The sequence below is a fragment of the Streptomyces sp. CBMA123 genome (genome assembly GCF_014596465.1).
GTDB lineage: Bacteria > Actinomycetota > Actinomycetes > Streptomycetales > Streptomycetaceae > Kitasatospora.
Genome location: NZ_MECK01000071.1, coordinates 1 through 19982 on the forward strand (window position 1 = coordinate 1; position 19982 = coordinate 19982).

Consider the following 19982-nt stretch of genomic DNA (forward strand, 5'->3'; position numbering starts at 1 on the left):
GCGCGGCCAGCCGGGGCCCGGCCGCCCGCCGCTCGGCCGGTCCGGCCGGGCCGAACAGCCCGCCGACCAGGCCCAGGGCGGGGCCGAAGCGCTCGTCGTCGCCGGCCGCGACCACCGCCTCCAGTTCGGCCACCGCTTCGAGGAGGGCGGGCTGCTGACGGGTCGACGAGGTGCTCGGGGTGGACATTCGCCGCAGCATAGGCGGCCCCGCCCGTCCACCGGAAACGCACCCGCGCTTCGGCCGGACCGGCGCCGCCCCGCGCCGCCGCGGTCGCGGTGCCGGCCGCCGTCCTCGGCCACCGGGCCCGCTGTCGGTCCCGGGTGGGAGACTCCGAGCGTGACTGACAACGCGAGCGCGGCGATCACCGACGGCCGCTACCGGATCCGCAACGTCGGCAGCGGCCTGCTGCTGGAGGTCGCCGAAGCGTCCCGGCGCAGCGGCGCCCGGATCCGCCTGGGCGCGGACGACGGCTCCGACGCCCAGCTCTGGCAGCTCACCGCCGTCCACCCCGGCGGCGCGCTCTTCCACATCGAGAACGCCGGCAGCGGCAAGCGCCTCGACGTCACCGGCGCCTCCCCGGACGACGGCGTCCCGATCCAGCAGTGGTCCGCCAACGCCTTCGGCGCCCAGGAATGGCTGCTGGAGGCCCACGTCGACGCCCCGGGGACGTACACCGTCACCAGCTTCATCAGCGGCAAGCCGCTCACCGCGACGCAGGCCCCGGACGCGGGCGTCCAGCAGTGGGAGGACACCGACTCGCCCACCCAGTGGTGGCGCTTCGAGCGGCAGTAGCGGCGGTAGGCGATTCCTAGGCGGACAGGTTGGCCCGGAGGGCGTCCAGGTCGGCTTCGGTGATGCCGTGGGTGTGCAGGTAGGCGGGGACGGTGCCGTGGTGGGTGCGGATCCAGCCGAGGGAGGAGGCGAGGAGTTCGGCGCTGACCGGGCGGGAGATCCGCTCGGTGCCGGTCTCGTCGATGTACGGGGCCGGGCCCTCGTTCAGGCCGAGGCCGAGGTTGGAGAGCAGGAAGTCGGCGATGATGTCGGCGTCCGGTGCGCCCAGCAGGGACTGCAGGACGGCGATGGTGAGGCCGGTGCGGTCCTTGCCGACGGCGCAGTGCACGATCACCGGCAGCGCCTCCGGGGCGGCGAGCCGGCGGACCACCGCGGCAAGCGAGGGTCCGGCGGTCTCCGGCATGAAGGTGTAGAGCTCGGCCTGCCCCTCGGGCCAGGGCCGGTCGAGGTCGCCGCGGTTGGCGGGCAGGGTCGGCAGGTTGAACGTCTCGTGGTCGAGGCCGTGCCGCTGGTCCGGCCAGACCTCCAGCTCGAACGGGCTGCGCAGGTCGATGACCGTCCGCAGACCGAGGTCCTTCAGCTTCCGGGCGCCCTCCCCGGTGAGCGTGTGGAGGGAGCCGGAGCGGTACAGGACGCCCCGGCGCAGGGCGCCGATCCCGCCCGCGTCACGGAAGTTGCGCACACCGGGGATGTCGATGAAGGCATCGGTCATGGCGTCCACCGTACGGGCGCGGGCGGACCGGGGGAAGGAAACCGGAGAAGGCCGTTCGCCTGGGCGCCGCCCCCGGCAGGGGGTCTCAGCGCCCGCCGGAGACCTCCAGGAACGCCCCCGTGGTGTACGAGGCGGCCGGGGACAGCAGGAACAGGACCGCCTCGGCGACCTCCTCCGGCTCCCCGCCGCGCCGCATCGGCAGTCCCGGCGCGACCCGGTCGACCCGGCCCGGCTCGCCGCCGAGCGCGTGGATGCCGGTGTGGATCAGGCCCGGCCGGACGCAGTTGACCCGGATCCCCTCGGCCGCGACCTCCAGGGCGAGCCCACGGGTCATCGAGTCCACCGCACCCTTGGCCGCCGCGTAGTCGACGTACTCGTTCGGCGAGCCGATCCGGGAGGCGGCCGAGCCGACGTTGACGATCGCGCCGCCGCGCCCGCCGTGCCGGGTGGACATCCGGCGGACGGCCCGGGCCGCGCACAGGAACGGGCCGGTGATGTTGGCGGCCCAGATCCGGTTCAGCCGGTCCTCGTCGATGTCCTCCAGCCGGCACTGGCGCTCCAGGGTGCCCGCGTTGTTCACCAGCCCGGTGAGCGGCCCGAGTTCGGCGTCCACGGTGGCGAACAGCCGGTCCACCTCGGCGCTGCGGCTGACGTCGGCCCGGACGGCGATCGCGGTGCCGCCCTCGGCCCGGATCGCGTCCACGACGGCGGCGGCCGAGGCCTCGTCCGTACGGTAGTTGACGCAGACCCGGTGGCCGCGGCGGGCGGCCAGCAGGGCGGTGGCCGCGCCGATGCCGCGGCCGGCGCCGGTGACGAGCAGGACTTCGTCGGTGCTGGTGGTCGACATGTCCCGTACGCTACCCGGCCGCCGTTACCCGGACCGCTGCCCGGACCGCCGTCCCGCCGCGGCGGCCTGCCGCAGTGCGGCGACCTTCGGCGCGCGGCTCTTCGGCGAGTCCAGGCTGAAGCCGCGGGCGTCGCCCAGGTCGTCCCGGACGAACGCCTCGGTGCGGGCCACCGCCTCGCGCAGCGCGTCGTCCGGCGGGACGAAGCACTGGTGGACGATCTCGGCCCGTTCGGTGTCGTACTCCCACAGGCCGACGATCCGGCCGCGGTCCAGCACCAGGTGGGTCTGCGGGTCGGCCTCGCCGCCGAAGGTGCGGCCGGCCCGGCCGGCCGGCAGCGGGCGGGCGGCGTCGGCCGGGTCGAGCAGCCGGGGCAGGTCGCGGTGCAGCAGGTGGATGCCGTCGATGCCGGCCAGCAGGGTGTAGTGCGGCTCGGCCGGCGCCTCGAACTCATGGAACTCAGCGGCGAGTTCGGGCAGCATCAGGAGGTCCGAGCCGGGAGTGAGCGGGGCGGTGCCGGCCTCGGCGACGGCCCGGCGGGCGGTGGCCGCGGAGAAGCCGGAGAACCAGCGGAAGTGCCCGAGGGTGGCCGGCCCGGCCCAGGAGAAGTAGCGGCGGGCGAAGTCGACGGCGTCCCCCGCGACCGGCTGGTCCCAGCCGACGTAGCCGTAACGCTGTTGGTCCAGGCGGCCGTTGACCGGCACCCGGCGGATCCGGCCGCGCGACTGCAGCAGCCCGAGGGCGAGCGGCAGGGTGGTCGACAGACCGCGCTTCCGGCCCGCCTCGCCGAGCGACCGGACGGCGTCGCCGACCGCCTCCCGGATCGTGGTCGGGTCCAGCGGACCACTGCCGGACAGCGCCCGCTCGATGGCCAGGCAGAGCTGCTCCACCTCGTCCCGGCCGACCCCCAGGTGCTTGGCCGCGGTGGCCAGTTCACCCGCCGGGGCGGCCGCGCCCACCGCCAGGCCGAGCGCGAAGTCGGCGGCCGGCAGCACGTACGTACAGCCGCGCGCGGACGGCAGCTCGTGCACCTCCAGGCCCGCCACCGCCGCGTCCACCGCCGCCCGCCCCAGCCCGGCCCGGGCGAACAGGCCCAGGTACGGTGCCGCGCCGCCGACCGAACGGGCCCAGCCGGTGGCGGCCAGCACCTCGGCGGCGGACGCCCCGGTGTGCGGGCGGTCCAGCCACTGCCGGTGCGACCACCAGGCCCGCAACTTCTCGGTATCGATCCCGTGGCTGTGCTCCATGCGCCCAGTATCGGCGCCGGGTCGGGCCCCGGACCGGAAATCGCTCGCCCGGCGCGGTCCGTTCCGGAGATGATGCGGTACCCGTCGGCACCGGTGATCGAGAGGAGAACACATGCCCACCACCGCCGCGCCCGGCACCGTACTGGCCTCCGGCACGGTGCTGCTCTCCGGAATCGTCGGCTCCACCGCCTACGGCTTCGCCCACGCCGGCTCCGACCTCGACCGGCTGGGCCTGTTCGCCGTCCCCACCGAGGAGTTGCACGGCCTGCACCGCCCGGCCGAGTCGCACGTCACCACCGAGCCGGACGTCACCCTGCACGAGGCCGCCAAGTGGTGCCGGCTGGCGCTGTCCTGCAACCCGACCGCCTCCGAACTGGTCTGGCTGCCCGAGGACCTGTACGAGACCGCCACCCCGCTCGGCCGCGAACTGGTCGGGATCCGGTCGAGCTTCCTCAGTGCACCGGCCGTCCGCAAGGCCTATCTCGGCTACGCGGACCAGCAGTTCCGCAAACTGCTGACCCGCGACACCACCGACCCGGCCACCCGCCGCCGGGCCGCCAAGCACGCCCGGCACCTCGTCCGGCTGGTCGAGCAGGCCGTCCGGCTGCACCGCACCGGCCGCAACCTGATCCGGCTGCCCGACCCGGACCGCGTCCGCGACCTCGGTGAACGCATCGCCGACCGCCCCGCCGCCGCCGAACAACTGCTCGCCGACGCCGCCGACCGGCTCGCCCGCCCCGGCGTCCTGCCCGACACCCCCGACCCCCGCCCCGCCGAGGCCTGGCTGCGCCGCGTCCGCGCCGCCCACTACAGCCCGCCTCAAGCCCCGCCCCCCGCCCCCGGCGCGCCCACCCAATCCACTGGCGGAGCCCTGGGGCCCACCGGGTAGGATCGCCGTGACCCTCCCCACCCGGGACCACCCCGGCACGGAGGGCCGCGGGCCGCTAGCTCAATTGGCAGAGCTGCGGACTTTTAATCCGTAGGTTCAGGGTTCGAGCCCCTGGCGGCCCACACGAACGATCCGGTCAGGCCTAGGGCGTTCTCCCCGTCGGGGAGGGCGCCCTTCGTCGTGCCCGGGGGCGGCAGAGGTGAGTGATGGAGGCTCAACTACCTTGGGACCATGGGACCTTTGAAGCCGGAACTTCCAGAACTCGTGGTCGGACTCGTCTGTTTCTTCCTGATTTTCGGGATCCTCGGGGTGGTGGTGCTGCCGCGGATCGAGAAGCTGCTGGCGGAGCGCCGGGACGCCACCGAGGGGGGTGTCGAGCGGGCCGAGGCGGCGCGGGCGGAGGCCCTGCGGGTCTACGAGGAGTTCCAGGCCGAGCTCACCGCGGCGCGGCACGAGGCGGCGGTGATCCGGCAGACGGCCACCGAGGAGGGGGCGGCGCTGATCGCGCGGCTGCGGGCCGAGGGGCAGGAGCTGCGGGACGGGATGGTCGCGCAGGCGCAGGTGCAGCTGGCGGCGGACCGGGTGCTGGCCGAGGCCGCGCTGCGGGAGGACGTGGTCCGGCTGGCCGGTGAGCTGGCGGGCCGGGTGATCGGCGAGCCGGTCGCCGAGCTGCCGCGCACCCGTGCGATCGCCGACGAGTTCTTCGCCGCGCAGGACGCCCGGGCGGGCGCCGGCGCCTGACGCCCCGGACCGGTCGGGACTTCCCCCGTCCTGCGGCCCGGGTCCCGGTCGGTGGTTCAGCCACCGACCGGGACCCGGGCCGTTTCCGCTGTCGGGGCTCCGACCATGACGTCTGTCATGTCGGAGAGGTGGCGGCAGGCACTGACGGCGGTTCAGCGGCGGCCCGTAGGTTTCAGGGCATGGAGATCACGAAGGACACCGAGACCCCGGCCCGCCGCACCGAGTGGAGCCTGGCCCTGCTGGGCGGGCTGAAGCACCGGGGCGACTTCGCGGCGCGGGAGCGCACGGTGCACGTGGCCGCGGTGGGCGGGGCCAAGCTGGACCACACCCAGGCGGCGCTGCCGGCGGACGGGACGCACCTGGTGAAGGCTGCCCTGGTCGGCGGTGCGGAGCCGGCCTACCCGCAGGGCGCCTCGGCCGAGGTGGACGCGTTCTCGGTGTTCGGCGGGGTCGACCTGACCGTCCCGGCCGGGACGGCGGTGGAGGTCAGCGGGTTCTCGCTGCTCGGCGGCCGCAGCAGGGGCGTGGCCGGCGAGCCGGGCGGCCCGGCGGTGAAGGTCCGCTCGTACTCGCTGGTCGGCGGCGTCAAGGTCCGGCAGGCCGGCTGACCCGGGAGGGTCACCGCCGGGCCGGGACCGGGGCCGCCGCAGGGGCCGGGGAGGGCACGGGGGCGGCGGTGGCGCGGGAGAGGCGGACGGTGAGGCCGATCATGGCGAGGACGACGGCGAGGGCGAGCCAGCAGGCGACGGCCGCGGCGGTGGCGGGGCCGTGGTGGTCGAGGACGGCGAAGTAGCCGCCGCCGATGACGGCGACACCGGTGACGGCGGCGAACTGCTGAGTGGTGGAGAGGGTGCCGGAGGCGGTGCCGGCCCGCTCGGGGGCGATGCCGGCCATCGGGGCGCCGATCAGGGAGGGCAGGACCAGGCCGTTGCCGATGCCCATCAGGCCCATGGTGGCCAGCAGGACGGGCAGGGCGTGGCGGGCGCCGGTGGTCTGCAGGGCGAGCGCGGTGAGCAGCAGGCTGAGGGCGGTGATCGCCCCGCCGGCGACCGGGACGCGCAGCCCGTGGCGGGGGATCAGGCGCTTGCCGGCCAGCGAGCCGGCCATGGCGAGGACGGCCATCGGCGTGAAGACCAGGCCGGAGCGCAGCGGGCTGTAGCCGAAGCCGGTCTGGACGGTCAGGCTGAGCACGAACACGAAGCCGGCGAAGAAGGCCATGAAGGCGGCGTTCACGGCGAGCCCGGTGCGGAAGACCCGGCCGCGGAGCAGCTCCGGATCGAGCAGCGGCTGACCCCCGCGGGCGGCGAGCCGGCGCTCCCAGCGCAGCGCGGCCAGCGCGGCGGGGACGGCGGCGGCGAGCATCGCCCAGGCCCAGAGCGGCCAGCCGGCCTCCCGGCCGAGGACCAGTGGGACGAGGGCGAGGGCCAGCGAGCCGGAGATCGCGAGGACGCCGATGCCGTCCAGGGCGGGGCGGCGGCCGGTGGTGGTGCGCGGCAGGACGGCGGCGGCGACGGCGAGGACGGCCAGGCCGACCGGCAGGTTGACCAGGAAGACGGCACGCCAGCCGAGGCCGAAGAGGTCGCCGTCGAGCAGGACGCCGCCGAGCAACTGGCCGCAGACGCCGCTGAGTCCGCCGGTGACACCGAACCAGGCGAGCGCGCGGGGCCGGCCCTCGGCGGGGATGGCGGTGGTGATCAGGGCGAGCACCTGGGGGACCATCGCGGCGGCGGTGAGGCCCTGGAGCAGCCGGGCGAGCACCAGCTGGGTGGGGGACTGGGCGAGCCCGCAGAGCACGGAGGCGAGGGTGAAGGCGGCCATGCCGGTGAGGAACATCCGCCGGTGGCCGAGGATGTCGCCGAGCCGGCCGCCGAGGACGAGCCCGGTGGCGTAGCTGAACACGTAGCCGGCGACGACCAGTTCCAGGGTGGCCTGGCCGGCGCCGAGGTCGGCGCGGATGGCGGGCAGGGCGACGTTCACGACGTTGCCGTCGAAGCCGTACATGAAGAAGGCGGCCAGGATGACGGGGAGGAGGGGTGGGCGGAGCTGGGGGCGGGGCATGGGATGGGGCCTCCGTCGGGAGTAGTTATTGGTGGAAGTGCCAAAAACTTGGGTACGCAAAGGGGCACGTCGTCGGAGTAGGTGTCCGGTGCCGCGTGTTCAGGCGCGAAGGTCGTCCACGATCGCGTCGACGACGGCGTGCAGCGACTCCCGCTCGAAGCCCGCCTTGGCCTGGAGCAGCAGTCCGTGGAAGCCGGCCATCGTCTGGCGGGCGAGCACCCGCGGGGCGCGGTCGGCGCGGATCTCGCCGCGGAGCCGGCCGTCCTCGACGGCCGCGGTCAGCGTGTTCTCCAGCGGGATGAACGCCTGTCGGGCCTGCTGGGCCAACTCCGGCTCGCGGACGGCCAGTTCGGTGACGGTGTTGACGGCGAGGCAGCCCCGGTGGTCGGTCGCGGCCTGGTCCACCCCGGCCAGCAGCAGCCGGCGGATGCGCTCCAGCGGCGGCAGGTCGGCCGGCGCGGGGTTGGCCCCGGCCGCGCCGCTCTCGCGGTAGCGGCGCAGCGCCAGCTCGAACAGCTGCCGCTTGCCGCCGAAGGCGTTGTACAGGCTGCCGCGCAGCATGCCGGTGCTCTCGGCCAGGTCGTCGGTCGAGGTGGCGGTGTATCCCTTGGTCCAGAAGGTGTTCATGGCCGCGTCGATCGCGGCGTCGGTGTCGAACTTCCTGGGGCGTGCCATGGGGAGGATGGTGGCAGTTATTGGCTCGCCTGTCAAAAACGGCTCGCCCTCCTGTGCGCAGAGGACGAGCCGCTTCGGTCCGGGGTTGGCCCCCGCGGGGGCGGCTACTCCTGCAGGAACGTCTCGGAGAAGCTGGTGCCGCTGGAGCCGAGCCCGCCGGTGGTGGCCTCGTAGGCGCCGTTGGAGCTGGGGTCCAGGGCGACCGGGTTGGTGGAGCCGAGGGACTTGCCGTTGACGGTGGCCGAAGTGAAGTTGAGGGTGCCGAAGTCGGGGTAGGACCCGGTCGGCGACTCGATGATGACCTCGGCACTGGTCCGCTGCGCGGAGGTGGACTTGGTCGTGGTGTAGGTCCAGCCCCGCGAGGAGTCGGTCAGCTTGAGGGTGTACCGGCTGCTGCCCGCGTAGGTCACCGAGGCGGTGATGTGGTCGCCGGCCGACACCGGGTACGAGCTGAGGCTCAGGTAGACGGGGGCTGCCGGGTACATCTCGTACCAGGCCTGGTTCACCGGGCTGCCGCTGGAGCAGTCGGTGGCCACCCCGGTCTGCTCCACGCTGGAGGAGCCGTAGCCGTCGATGCCGACCCAGGGGGCGTACAGGTCGTTGGTGGAGTTGCAGACCGCGTCCGGCTCGGTCCAGGCCGCCGAGACCGAGCTGAAGCCGCTGCCGGTGGCGGCGTAGCCGCCCCAGTTGTAGCCGTTGGTGTTGTACTGCAGCGGGCGGAAGGACAGTCCCTGGGCGGCCGCCGCGGTGGTCGGCGCGGCGGGGGCGGCCAGGGTCGTGGCGGCTGCCGCGAGAGTGGCGACGCGTATCAGGAATTTGCGCATGCTGGCTCCTTCGTGAGGGGACGAACAGGAGACTCACGCGCCAACCCGGTCCGTGGGGGCGGATGTTGGCGGGTGGCAGTACAGAATGACCGGACTGTCATGAGCGGAGCAAGAGGCGCAGTGCGAAGGTTGGGGAAGGTATTGCCTCGTCCGGGAGGCGACTTGACGATCCGTCCGGGCACAATCGGCGGCAAATCGGCTGGAGCGACGGCAATTTGACCTCGAACCGCTTCGGTCCGGTCCGCCCCCGTGTCGCACCGGCACTCCACGGCGCGGTCGGGCGCGGCGAGGCGCCGGGGATACCGAGTCCGTCTCGGCGGGGCCCCGATGAGGCGGACGTCACCCTCGGCGCCCCTTCGCCCGCGCCGTCCTCACCGGCTACGCCTCCGACCGACCGGTGTCGGTCCCCGGCCGACCGGCCGCCGCCCCGGTCGGCGTCGCCTGCCCGAATCAGGCGTTATCGACCGGTCTGTAGCGAGATCTTCCCGGGGCCTGCGGGGTCGTTGGTGTACCGGAGGTCAATGATCACCTTTGGTCTCCATATGATCGGAAGCCACGATGGTCGTTCTGTACTGACCTTCGTACGTACAACCAGGGAGCGGTTGGGGCCGTCTTCCTGTGTGCGGTGCGCCAGGTCGTCCGGGGCGTCGCTTCCGTCGGTGAAAGGTACGCGCATGGCAGGTCGCAGGGGCGAGAGCCCGGCTCAGGGCGAGGGCGCGCCCGAGGCACTCCCGGCGGAAGGGGCGGCGGGCGGCGTGCCCGCCCCGCGCTCCGGAGGCCGGGCCGAGGCCCGCCGTGCCGCCCAGTCCAAGGGCGGGGGCCGGGCCGACGACGGATCCGGCGCCCCCGGCAGCCCGGGCACGCCCGGCGGACGGGCGGCGGCGCGGCGCGGCGCCAAGCCCAAGAAGAACGTGAAGAAGATCGTCGCCTGGTCGGCGGCCGGGGTGCTGGTGCTGATCGCGGGCACCGGCGGCGCGATCTACTACAAGCTGAACGCCAACATCAAGTCCTTCGACGCCGACGCGATAGCCACCGACCGCCCGCCCGAGGCCAAGGCCGACGCGGACGGCAACAAGCCGGTCAACGTACTGCTGATCGGCTCCGACAGCCGGGGCGGCAACAACTCCGACCTCGGCGGCGGCGAGGACGGCGGCGCCCGCTCGGACACCACGATCCTGTTGCACGTCTACGCCGACCACAAGCACGCCGTCGGCATCTCGATCCCGCGCAACACGATCGTGCCGATCCCGTCCTGCAAGCTGCCCAACGGCAAGTGGACCAAGGGCGGCAACGACCTGTTCAACGCCGCCTTCTCGGTCGGTGGCAGCGACAGCGGCAACCCGGCCTGCACCCAGAACACGGTCGAGAAGGTCACCGGCATCCGGGTCGACCACACCATGGTGGTCGACTTCAACGGCTTCTCCGCGATGACCAAGGCCGTCAACGGCGTGGACGTCTGCCTGCCGAAGGCGATCTACGAGGGCGACATCAACCCCAACCTGCACAAGAAGGGCAACCTCGTCCTCCCGCAGGGCAAGCAGAGCGTCGAAGGACAGCAGGCGCTCGACTACGTACGGCTGCGGCACGGCATCGGCGACGGCTCCGACATCGGCCGGATGAAGCGCCAGCAGGCCTTCATGAGCTCGCTCGCCAGCAAGATGAAGAGCCAGGGGCTGAGCCCCACCACCCTGCTGCCGCTGGCCGACGCGGCGACGAAGTCGCTGACCGTCGACCCGGGACTGAACTCCGCGGACAAGCTGCTCTCCTTCGGCCTGTCGCTGAAGAACATCGACATGCACGACCTGAAGTTCGTGACCGCGCCCTGGCGTTACCGCACCCAGGACGCCAACATCGACCTGGTCCAGCCGGACGCCAACAAGCTCTGGGACGCCCTCAAGGCCGACCAGACCATCGACGGCCAGAACGCCACCGGCCAGCAGCCGGACGCCGCCGCCAGCTCCAGCGCCGCCGCGCAGCAGGCCGCGCCCAGCACGCCCGCCACGGCGGCCGGGGACGCCTCCAACGCCTCGGTCAAGGTCGCGGTCTACAACGGCACCCTCGCCAACGGCCTGGCCGGCAAGGCGACCGAGCTGCTCAAGGGCGCCAAGTTCTCGGCCAGTACGTCGGGCCAGGCGGCGAGCACCAAGTACAAGACCACCACCATCGAGTACAGCTCCAGCCAGAAGGCGAACGCCGAGAAGGTCGCCGCGCTGTTCCCGGGCGCCAGCCTGGAGCCCAGCAGCGCGCGCGGCATCTCGGTGATCGTCGGCCAGGACTTCGCCGCGGCCAACGGCATGGGGGCCGGCGCCCCCACCGCGGGTGCCACCCCCGGCGCCCAGACGCCCCCGCAGCCGCTGCCCACCACCGTCACCAACGACGCCCGCTCGGCGGACGACGACATCTGCGCGAACACCACCTACGGCAGCGGCGGCTGACCGCACCCGCCCGCCCGACCGCCCGACCGCCCGCCCTACGAACCGCACGACCCCGGAGCGCGTACGCCCCGGGGTCGTGCCATCGTGGCCGTGGAGGGGACGGCCGACCGGTCACCGAAAGGCGGACCCCATGCCCGAGATCGCGATGCAGATCGACATCGCCGCACCCCGCGCCGTCGTGCTCGACGCGCTCAACACGCACACCGGGCTGACCAGCTGGTGGACCACCGGGGTGGACCGCGAGGGCGAGGTGCTGCTGTTCGACTTCCCCGGGGTGCCCGAGCCGTTCCGGCTGCGCCGGGAGCGGGCCGACCTGGACCGGGTGCTGTGGGCCAACGCCGGGGCGTTCCCGCCGCACTGGGCCGGCACCTGGATCAGCTGGGACCTCTCCGACCAGCCCGACGCCCCCGACCGCACCCGGCTGCTGTTCCGGCACGGCGGCTGGCAGCCGGGCAGCGAGGAGGGCGTCCCGATGGTGGCCGGCACCTGGGCCGAACTGCTGGTCCGGCTCAAGGACTACGCGCAGAGCGGCAAGACGCAGCCCTACTTCGTCACCACCCTGCGCCACGACGAGGAGTGACCGCGGCGTGACCGGTCGCCCGCCAGGGCGCCGTCCGGTGGCGGGAACGCGGCAGCGGGCCGAAGGTGGGCGGTGTAGCGCCGTCGTGCCGGACCCCGCCCGCCCGACGGCGGCCGAAGCCCGACGAACGACCAGAGCCCGACGAACGACCAGAGCCCGACGACCGACAGCCGGCCACCACCGCCTCCGGGAGGCCCAGCGATGCCCGTAGTGACCGATCCGTACAAGCCCGGCACCCCGTGCTGGATCGACCTGATGGCGAGCGACCAGCAGGCCGCGCTCGACTTCTACCGCGACCTGTTCGGCTGGCAGGGCGAGGCCGGCCCGGCCGAGTTCGGCGGTTACGCCGTGTGCACCCTCAACGGCCGCCCGGTCGCCGGGATCATGGCGCAGTCCGCGCCCGAGGGCCAGCCGCTGCCGCCGGTCGCCTGGACCACCTACCTGGCCTCGGACGACGCCGACGCGGCCAGGACCGCCATCGCCGACGCCGGCGGCACGATCCTCTACGACCCGATGGACGTCGGCACGATCGGCCGGATGCTGGTCGCCGCCGACCCGGCCGGCGCCGTCTTCGGAGTCTGGCAGGCGATGGACTTCATCGGCGCGGGCGTGGTCAACGAGCCCGGCGCGCTGGTCTGGAACGAGCTCAACACCGCCGACACCGGGGAGGCCGGCCGCTTCTACCAGTCGGCGCTCGGGCTGCGCCCGGCCACCATCCAGGGCATGGACGGCTACTTCTCGTTGAACGTCGCCGACCGCACGGTGGGCGGCATGCAGGCGATCCCGCCGTACCTGGCGGCCGGCACCCCCTCGCACTGGATGGCGTACTTCCTGGTGGACGACGCCGACTCGGTGGTGGACGCCCTGGTCAAGGCCGGCGGCTCGGTGATCCAGCCGCCGTTCGACATGCAGGCCGGCCGGATGGCCGTGGTCAACGACCCGCAGGGCGCGGTCTTCGCGGTGATCCAGTCGCCCGAGGCGCAGATGCCCGACTCGCCCTGATCCGACGGCGGCAAGCGGAAGCCGCCCTTCCCGCGACGCGCCGCCGGGAATGGGCGGTATCCCCCGCGTTTCCGGGGCAGACTGCACCCATGCTGGGGCTACCCGACGACATCCGCGCTTTCCTCTTCGACCTCGACGGGGTCCTCACCCAGACCGCCACGGTGCACGCTGCGGCCTGGAAGGACACCTTCGACGCCTTCCTGCGCTCCGAAGCGGCCCGCACCGGAGGGCAGTTCGTTCCCTTCGACGCCGTCACCGACTACGACACCTACGTGGACGGCCGCCCGCGCCTGGACGGCACCCGGGCCTTCCTGCAGAGCCGGGGCATCGACCTGCCCGAGGGCGCCGACGACGACCCGCCGAACGCCCGCACCGTGCAGGGCATCAGCCGGGCCAAGAACGACACCGTGCTGCGGCTGATCCGCGAGCGGGGCGTCGCGCCGTACGAGGGGTCGGTCGCCTACGTGCACCGGCTGCGCGCGCTCGGGCTGCCCCGCGCGGTGGTCTCGTCCAGCGCCAACTGCCGGGACGTGCTGCGTTCGGCGGGCATCCTGGACCTCTTCGACGTGATCGTGGACGGCGTGGTCGCCAAGGAGCGGTCCCTGCCCGGAAAGCCCGCCCCGGACACCTACCTGTACGCCGCCCGCGAGCTCGGCGTCGAGCCCGCACACGCCGCCGTCTTCGAGGACGCGCTCGCCGGGGTCGCCTCCGGCCGGGCCGGCGGCTTCGGCGCGGTGGTCGGGGTCAACCGCACCGGGCAGGCGGCCGAACTGCGCCGCGACGGCGCCACCGTGGTCGTCGACGACCTCTCCGAGCTGCTCCAGGAGGACGGGCGATGAGCGAACGGGTCAGTAAGAGGCGCGCGTTGGCGAATGGCCCTGCCGAGCGTAGCGAGGTGGGCGCATGAGCCCGGCCGACAACTTCACCATCGACCCCTGGCAGGTCACCGAACACGGCGTCGACCCGGCCTCGATGGCCCGCGCCGAGTCCGTCTTCGCGCTCTCCAACGGCCACATCGGCCTGCGCGCCAACCTGGACGAGGGCGAGCCGCACGGCCTGCCCGGCACCTACCTCAACGGTGTCTTCGAACTGCGCCCGCTGCCCTACGGCGAGGGCGGCTACGGCTACCCGGAGTCCAGCCAGAGCGTCATCAACGTCACCAACGGCAAGATCATCCGGCTGCTGGTGGACGATGAGCCCTTCGACCTGCGGTACGGCGAACTCGTCAGCCACACCCGCTGGTTGGACTTCCGGGAGGGCCTGCTGCACCGCGAGTGCGAGTGGACCTCCCCGGCCGGGCGGACCATCCGGGTGCGCTCCTCCCGGCTGGTCTCGCTGACCCAGCGCGCCGTCGCCGCCGTGGAGTACAGCGTGGAGGCGGTGGACGGGCCGGTGCGGATCGTGCTCCAGTCCGAGCTGGTCGCCAACGAGCAGCTGCCCGGCGGCCCCGAGGGCGACCCGCGCGCCGCCGCCGTGCTGGAGGCGCCGCTGCAGGCCGAGGCGCACCACGCCAGCGGCACCAAGGCCGTCCTGGTGCACCGGACCCGCTTCAGCGGCATCCGGGTCGCCGCCGGGATGGACCACCTGATCGAGGGCCCGGAGCGGCTGGACACCGTCGCCGAGGCCGAGGCCGACCACTGCCGGATCAGCGTCACCACCGTGCTGGAGCCCGAACAGCGGCTGCGGCTGGTCAAGTTCATGTCCTACGGCTGGTCCGGTACCCGCTCGCTGCCCGCCGTCCGGGACCAGGTCGAGGCCGCGCTGACCGCCGCCCGGTACACCGGCTGGGACGGCCTGGTCGCCGAACAGGCGGAATTCCTCGAGGAGTTCTGGGAGTCCAGCGACGTCGAGATCGAGGGCGACGTCGAACTCCAGCAGGCCGTCCGGTTCGCCGTCTTCCACGTCCTGCAGGCCGGTGCCCGCAGTGAGGAACGCGCCATCCCCGCCAAGGGGTTGACCGGCCCCGGCTACGACGGGCACAGCTTCTGGGACACCGAGGCCTTCGTCCTGCCGGTGCTCACCTACTGCCTGCCCAGCGCCGTCAACCAGGCCCTGCGCTGGCGGCACACCACCCTGCCGCTGGCCCGCGAGCGGGCCGCCCAACTGGGCCTGGCCGGCGCGGTGTTCCCCTGGCGGACGATCCGCGGCGAGGAGTGCTCCGGGTACTGGCCGGCCGGCACCGCGGCCTTCCACATCGGCGCCGACATCGCCGCCGCCGTCGCCCGCTACGTCCGGGCCACCGGGGACGAGGAGTTCGAACGCGAGTACGGCCTCGAACTCCTCGTCGAGACCGCCCGGATGTGGCGCTCGCTCGGCCACCACGACACCGCCGGGAAGTTCCGCATCGAGGGCGTCACCGGCCCCGACGAGTACAGCGCCGTCGCCGACAACAACGTCTACACCAACCTGATGGCGCAGACGAACCTGCGCGCCGCCGCCGAGGCAGCCGTCCGCCACCCCCGCGAGGCCGCCGAACTCGGCGTCGACACCGAGGAGACCGCCGCCTGGCGGGACGCCGCCGCCGCGATGTACGTCCCCTACGACGAGGACCTCGGCGTCCACCCGCAGGCCGACGGCTTCACCCACCACCAGGTCTGGGACTTCGAGGCCACCCCGCCGGAGAACTACCCGCTGCTGCTGCACTACCCGTACTTCGACCTGTACCGCAAGCAGGTGGTCAAGCAGGCCGACCTGGTGCTCGCCATGCAGGTCCGCGGCGACGCCTTCACCGACGAGCAGAAGGTCCGCAACTTCGCCTACTACGAGCGGCTGACCGTCCGCGACTCCTCGCTCTCCGCCTGCACCCAGGCCGTCATCGCCGCCGAGGTCGGCCAGCTCGACCTCGCGTACGACTACACCGCCGAAGCCGCCCTGATGGACCTCCACGACCTCGGCGGCAACACCCGCGACGGCCTGCACATGGCCTCCCTCGCCGGCGCCTGCGTCGCCCTGGTGGCCGGCTTCGGCGGCCTGCGCGACCACGGCGAGACGCTCGACTTCCGGCCCCGGCTGCCCCCCGGGCTGATGAAGCTGAGCTTCTCCCTGCTGGTCCGCGGCCACCTGCTCGGTGTCCGGATCACCCACGAGGGCACCACCTACACGCTGCGCCGCGGCGAGGTGCTCCACCTGCGGCACGACGGCGAGGCGGTCCAGGTCAAGGCCGGCTCCCCGGTCACCCTGCCCACCACCGCCCCGCCCGCCCAGGAACGCTGCGCCCAGCCCCCCGGCCGCGAACCGGCCCGCCGCCAGCCCCAGGCGGGCCTGGCCGCCGGCAAGCTCGGGCAGCAGGACCACCTGGCGGCGGAGTAGCCGCAGGGCCCGCGCGGGGCCGCGTCCACGGCCCCGCGCCCGCTCACTCGTTCGCCCTGGCCCGGGTGCGTCCGGCCCCGCCCTGTCGGAGGCTGCAGGTGTCCTGTGGCGAGCGAAGGGAAACCCCCGTGGTGACCGTGGCCGAACAGATGGTGGAGGTGCTCCGGCAGGCCGGGGTGGAGCGGGTGTACGGCGTGGTCGGCGACAGCCTCAACCCCGTGGTCGACGCGATCCGCCGGGCGGAGGGCATCAGCTGGGTGCACGTGCGCAACGAGGAGGCCGGCGCCTTCGCGGCCGCCGCCGAGGCCGAACTCAGCGGCTGGCTCGCGGTCTGCGCCGGCTCCTGCGGCCCCGGCAACACCCACCTCATCCAGGGCCTGTACGACGCCCAGCGCAGCGGCCTGCCGGTGCTCGCGCTCGCCTCGCACATCCCGTCCGGGCAGATCGGCACCGGCTTCTTCCAGGAGACCCACCCCGAGCGGGTGTTCACCGACTGCAGCAACTGGTGCGAGATGCTCTCCACCCCCGCCCAGCTGCCCCGGCTGCTGCGGGTCGGGATCCAGCACGCGCTCGGCTCGCACGGCGTCTCGGTGCTGGCCTTCCCCGGGGACGTCGCCGCCCTCCCGGCCGCCGGGCCGACCGGCAGCAGCCACTTCCTCACCGAGCAGGCGGTCGCCGCGCCGCCCTGGTCCCAGGTGCAGGAGCTGGCCCGGCTGCTCAACGCGGCCCGGCGGGTCACCCTGTTCTGCGGCGCCGGGGTGCGCGGGGCGCACGCCGAGGTGATGGCCGTCGCCCAGGCGCTGAACGCCCCGATCGGGCACTCGCTGCGCGGCAAGGAGTGGATCCAGTTCGACAACCCGTACGACGTCGGGATGAGCGGGCTGCTCGGCTACGGTGCCTGCCACGAGGCGCTGCACTCCGCCGACCTGGTGCTGCTGCTCGGCACCGACTTCCCGTACGACTCCTTCCTGCCGCAGGCGCACACCGTCCAGGTCGACCACGACGCCACCCGGCTGGGCCGCCGCACCGCGCTGGAACTGGCCGTGCACGGCGACGTGGCGGCCACCCTGCGGGCCGTGCTGCCGCTGCTGGACGCCGAACCCGACCGGACCTTCCTGGACGGCCTGCTGCGCAAGCACTGCAAGTCGCTGGAGGACGTCATCGGCGCCTACACCCGGGACATCGAGCAGCACCTGCCGATCCACCCCGAGTACGTCGCCTCGGTGCTGGACGAAGTCGCCGCCGAGGACGCCGTGTTCACCGTGGACACCGGCATGAACAACGTCTGGGCCGCCCGCTACCTCCAGCCGAACGGGCGCCGCCGGGTGATCGGCTCCTTCCTGCACGGCTCGATGGCGAACGCCCTGCCGCACGCGATCGGCGCCCAACTCGCCTGCCCCGGGCGGCAGGTGATCGCGATGGCGGGCGACGGCGGGATCGGCATGCTGCTCGGCGAACTGCTCACGGTGGCCCAGCACCGGCTGCCGGTGAAGACGGTGGTCTTCAACAACGGCGCGCTCGGCATGATCAAGCTGGAGATGCTGGTCTCCGGCTACCCGGAGTCGGAGATCGACAACGGGGACGTGGACTACGCCGGCATCGCCCGGGCGATGGGCATCCCGGCCAAGCGGGTCGCCGAACCGGCGAGGGTCCGGGAGGTGCTGGCGGAGGCGCTGGAGCGGCCCGGTCCGGCCCTGGTGGACGTGGTCACCGACCCGAACGCGCTGTCCATCCCGCCGCGGATCACCGCCGCCCAGCTGAAGGGCTTCGCGCTGGCGGCCGGGAAGACGGTGCTGTCGGGCGGCGTCGGGCGGATGGTCGACCTGGCACGCAGCAACCTGCGCAACATCCCCCGGCCCTGAGCGGCCCGGGCGCCCGCCGGGACGGACGTCGCCCCTGCGGCTTTTGCCTCTGAGGCAACTTTCTTGCCCCTGCGGCAGGCCGGGTGTCCACTGGACACATGACCACCAGCTCCACCGGCACCCCCGGCGACGGCGACCGGCTCGACGACCAGGAGGCCGCCGGCCTCGCCGCCCGCCTCCGCGAGCACCGGCACAGCAGCCGGCTCACGCTGGAGGTCGCCGCGGGCCGGGTCGGCCTCTCCCCAGCCTATCTGTCCCGGCTGGAGACCGGCCGCCGTCAGCCCTCGCTGCCCGTCCTGCTCGGCCTCGCCCGGGCCTACGGCACCACCGTCTCCGGGCTGCTCGGCGAGGCCATGGTCGAACCGGACCCGGTGGTCCGCGGCGGCGCCATCGAGCCCGGCCGGGCCGGCGGCTGGGGCTACCGCCGGGCCGGCGCTCCCGGCCGCGCCATGCAGGCCCTGCGGGTGCACGTCCCGCCGGGCGTCCAGGACGCGGTGGTCCGGGTCCACCCCGGCGAGGAGTGGATCTACGTCCTGCGCGGGCAGCTGCGGGTGACCCTCGGCGACCGCGTCCACCTGCTCGCCCCCGGCGACTCCGCCCACTACGACTCGCTCACCCCGCACTGCATCGCCGCCGAATCCGACACCGGCGTCGAACTGCTCTTCGTCCACACCCTGTTGCAGAGCCCCGGCGGCGAGCTCTGCCTGGGCGGCGGCCCCGCCCCGACCCACTGACCAGCCGTCAGACCCCTCGGAGGAGATCCCCATGGCCGATCCCACCACCCCCGCCGCCACCGCGCTCCCGGCCGGTGCCGCCGACACCGCCGCCGGCCCGAAGACCATGGACGCCGGCAAGTGGGCCAACAAGCGGGTCTACCTCCGCCTGGTCATCTACACCGCGGGCATCCACGCCTTCGCCGGTTTCATCATGCTGCTGTTCGAACTGGGCAGCCGCAACAAGTAGTTCGCCCACTCCCTGCCGAGCGCCCGCCCTTGCCGATCGCCCGCCCCCGCCCCGTCGGAGGCGGGCGCTCGCCGTTGGCGCCCCTGGTGCCTCCCCGGTGCCTCCTACGCCCCGCGGAGCACCTCGCAGAGGGCGTTCAGCGCGGCCGGGAAGGCGTGTTCCGGCGGGCTCGCGTAGCCGATCACCAGGGCGGGTGCGCCCGCCTCGGCCGTCGGGTCGGCGCGGTGCCAGTCGAGGCCGCTGAGGGCCAGGCCGGCGGCCCTGGCGCGGGCGATCAGCTCGGCCTCCGGGGTGGAGCCGGGCGGGAGTTGGAGGACGGCGTGCAGGCCGGCCGCGATGCCGGTGACCTCGACCCGCGGGGCGTGTCCGGCGAGGGCGGCGACCAGCCGGTCGCGCCGGCGCCGGTAGTGCAGCCGGCAGCGCCGTACGTGCCGGTCGTACGTCCCCGAGGTGATCAGTTCGGCCAGCGTCAGCTGGTCGAGCACCGGGGACATCGTGTCGGCCAGCGCCTTCAGCCGGGCGACCGGTTCGACCAGCGCGTCCGGCAGGGCCAGCCAGGCCAGCCGCAGGCCCGGGGCGAGGCTCTTGGCGGCCGTGCCGGCGTACACCACCCGTTCCGGGTCGAGCGCCTGCATCGCGCCGAGCGGTTGCCGGTCGTAGCGGAACTCGCCGTCGTAGTCGTCCTCGATCACGTACCGGTCCTGTTCGCGCGCCCACCGCACGGCGGCGGCCCGCCGGCCGGCGGACAGCGGTGCGCCGGTGGGGTACTGGTGGGCGGGGGTGAGCAGGGCGGCGCCGCAGCGGGCGTCCAGCCGGTCGACGTCGGCGCCCTCGCAGTCCAGCGGCAGCGGGACGGTGGCCAGCCCGGCGGCCCGCACCACGGCGTGCTGCGGCGGCAGCCCGTACGCCTCGACCGCGAGCGAGTGGGCGCCGCGCTCCCGCAGGGCCGCGCAGAGCAGGCCGAGGCCCTGCTGGACGCCGCCGCAGATGAGCAGGTGGTCCGGGTCGGTGCGCACGCCGCGGACCCGGGCCAGGTAGTGGGTGAGC

General features: G+C 73.9%; 19 protein-coding genes, 1 tRNA gene and 1 pseudogene. 13 read left to right on the top strand and 8 right to left on the bottom strand.

Translation table 11 applies throughout. From position 1 onward, the window contains the following. A pseudogene (locus tag BG452_RS11025) lies at positions 1 to 187 on the bottom strand (hypothetical protein); the annotation flags it as partial. Between the two features lie 150 nt (positions 188 to 337). Here BG452_RS11025 and BG452_RS11030 point away from each other — a divergent pair. Beyond that, positions 338 to 793: an RICIN domain-containing protein gene (locus tag BG452_RS11030; protein ID WP_188304059.1), complete on the top strand. Its 456-nt coding sequence runs from the start codon at positions 338 to 340 to the stop codon at positions 791 to 793. A 16-nt stretch (positions 794 to 809) separates the two neighbouring features. Here BG452_RS11030 and BG452_RS11035 read toward each other — a convergent pair whose 3' ends face one another. The 3 genes from BG452_RS11035 to BG452_RS11045 all read right to left on the bottom strand — a co-directional run bounded on the left by BG452_RS11035 (position 810) and on the right by BG452_RS11045 (position 3597). After that, a complete protein-coding gene (locus BG452_RS11035; protein WP_188304060.1) occupies positions 810 to 1505 on the bottom strand; it encodes a tyrosine-protein phosphatase in 696 nt (231 codons plus the stop codon). Between the two features lie 85 nt (positions 1506 to 1590). Beyond that, on the bottom strand, positions 1591 to 2352 hold the full coding sequence (locus BG452_RS11040) for an SDR family oxidoreductase (protein ID WP_188304061.1): 762 nt from the start codon (positions 2350 to 2352) through the stop codon (positions 1591 to 1593). Positions 2353 to 2376: 24 nt separating this feature from the next. After that, the gene (locus BG452_RS11045; protein WP_188304062.1) at positions 2377 to 3597 is read right to left on the bottom strand and encodes a DNA glycosylase AlkZ-like family protein; all 1221 of its coding nucleotides are present in this window, start codon (positions 3595 to 3597) and stop codon (positions 2377 to 2379) included. A 112-nt stretch (positions 3598 to 3709) separates the two neighbouring features. Between BG452_RS11045 and BG452_RS11050 the strand changes: the two genes are divergently transcribed. From BG452_RS11050 to BG452_RS11065, 4 genes are all read left to right on the top strand, one after another. Beyond that, entirely contained in the window at positions 3710 to 4486 is a 777-nt protein-coding gene (locus BG452_RS11050) for a DNA polymerase beta superfamily protein (protein WP_188304063.1), read from the top strand. Positions 4487 to 4535: 49 nt separating this feature from the next. Then, positions 4536 to 4608: transfer RNA gene (locus tag BG452_RS11055), tRNA-Lys, on the top strand. A gap of 109 nt (positions 4609 to 4717) precedes the next feature. After that, positions 4718 to 5227: a hypothetical protein gene (locus BG452_RS11060; protein WP_188304064.1), complete on the top strand. Its 510-nt coding sequence runs from the start codon at positions 4718 to 4720 to the stop codon at positions 5225 to 5227. A 179-nt stretch (positions 5228 to 5406) separates the two neighbouring features. Beyond that, positions 5407 to 5835 carry a hypothetical protein gene (locus BG452_RS11065; protein WP_188304065.1) on the top strand — a complete coding sequence of 143 codons (429 nt, stop codon included), beginning with the start codon at positions 5407 to 5409 and terminating at the stop codon, positions 5833 to 5835. A 10-nt stretch (positions 5836 to 5845) separates the two neighbouring features. On the opposite strand, the gene BG452_RS11070 is transcribed toward BG452_RS11065, so the two are convergent. The 3 genes from BG452_RS11070 to BG452_RS11080 all read right to left on the bottom strand — a co-directional run bounded on the left by BG452_RS11070 (position 5846) and on the right by BG452_RS11080 (position 8784). Then, positions 5846 to 7285, bottom strand: a complete 1440-nt coding sequence (locus BG452_RS11070; protein ID WP_188304066.1) for an MFS transporter — start codon at positions 7283 to 7285, stop codon at positions 5846 to 5848. A gap of 99 nt (positions 7286 to 7384) precedes the next feature. Further along, on the bottom strand, positions 7385 to 7960 hold the full coding sequence (locus tag BG452_RS11075) for a TetR/AcrR family transcriptional regulator (RefSeq protein WP_188304067.1): 576 nt from the start codon (positions 7958 to 7960) through the stop codon (positions 7385 to 7387). A gap of 104 nt (positions 7961 to 8064) precedes the next feature. Beyond that, positions 8065 to 8784, bottom strand: coding sequence for a G1 family glutamic endopeptidase (locus BG452_RS11080; protein WP_188304068.1), 720 nt, complete (start codon positions 8782 to 8784; stop codon positions 8065 to 8067). Positions 8785 to 9458: 674 nt separating this feature from the next. Between BG452_RS11080 and BG452_RS11085 the strand changes: the two genes are divergently transcribed. The 8 genes from BG452_RS11085 to BG452_RS11120 all read left to right on the top strand — a co-directional run bounded on the left by BG452_RS11085 (position 9459) and on the right by BG452_RS11120 (position 18935). Beyond that, positions 9459 to 11219 (top strand): LCP family protein, encoded by a 1761-nt coding sequence (locus BG452_RS11085; RefSeq protein ID WP_188304069.1) that lies wholly within the window; start codon positions 9459 to 9461, stop codon positions 11217 to 11219. Between the two features lie 130 nt (positions 11220 to 11349). Then, positions 11350 to 11799 carry an SRPBCC domain-containing protein gene (locus BG452_RS11090; RefSeq protein ID WP_188304070.1) on the top strand — a complete coding sequence of 150 codons (450 nt, stop codon included), beginning with the start codon at positions 11350 to 11352 and terminating at the stop codon, positions 11797 to 11799. Positions 11800 to 12000: 201 nt separating this feature from the next. After that, complete coding sequence (locus BG452_RS11095) at positions 12001 to 12801, top strand: VOC family protein (protein ID WP_188304071.1); 801 nt, start codon at positions 12001 to 12003, stop codon at positions 12799 to 12801. An 89-nt stretch (positions 12802 to 12890) separates the two neighbouring features. Further along, positions 12891 to 13640, top strand: a complete 750-nt coding sequence (locus BG452_RS11100) for an HAD family hydrolase (protein WP_188304072.1) — start codon at positions 12891 to 12893, stop codon at positions 13638 to 13640. A gap of 64 nt (positions 13641 to 13704) precedes the next feature. Continuing rightward, complete coding sequence (locus BG452_RS11105; protein WP_188304073.1) at positions 13705 to 16110, top strand: glycoside hydrolase family 65 protein; 2406 nt, start codon at positions 13705 to 13707, stop codon at positions 16108 to 16110. Positions 16111 to 16238: 128 nt separating this feature from the next. Beyond that, entirely contained in the window at positions 16239 to 17972 is a 1734-nt protein-coding gene (locus tag BG452_RS11110) for a pyruvate dehydrogenase (protein WP_317620989.1), read from the top strand. A gap of 98 nt (positions 17973 to 18070) precedes the next feature. Continuing rightward, on the top strand, positions 18071 to 18706 hold the full coding sequence (locus tag BG452_RS11115; RefSeq protein WP_188304074.1) for a helix-turn-helix domain-containing protein: 636 nt from the start codon (positions 18071 to 18073) through the stop codon (positions 18704 to 18706). A gap of 31 nt (positions 18707 to 18737) precedes the next feature. Then, entirely contained in the window at positions 18738 to 18935 is a 198-nt protein-coding gene (locus BG452_RS11120) for a DUF6126 family protein (RefSeq protein ID WP_188304075.1), read from the top strand. Positions 18936 to 19039: 104 nt separating this feature from the next. Here BG452_RS11120 and BG452_RS11125 read toward each other — a convergent pair. Further along, positions 19040 to 19982: PLP-dependent aminotransferase family protein (locus BG452_RS11125; protein WP_188304076.1), on the bottom strand; the 943-nt coding region annotated here is incomplete at its 5' end.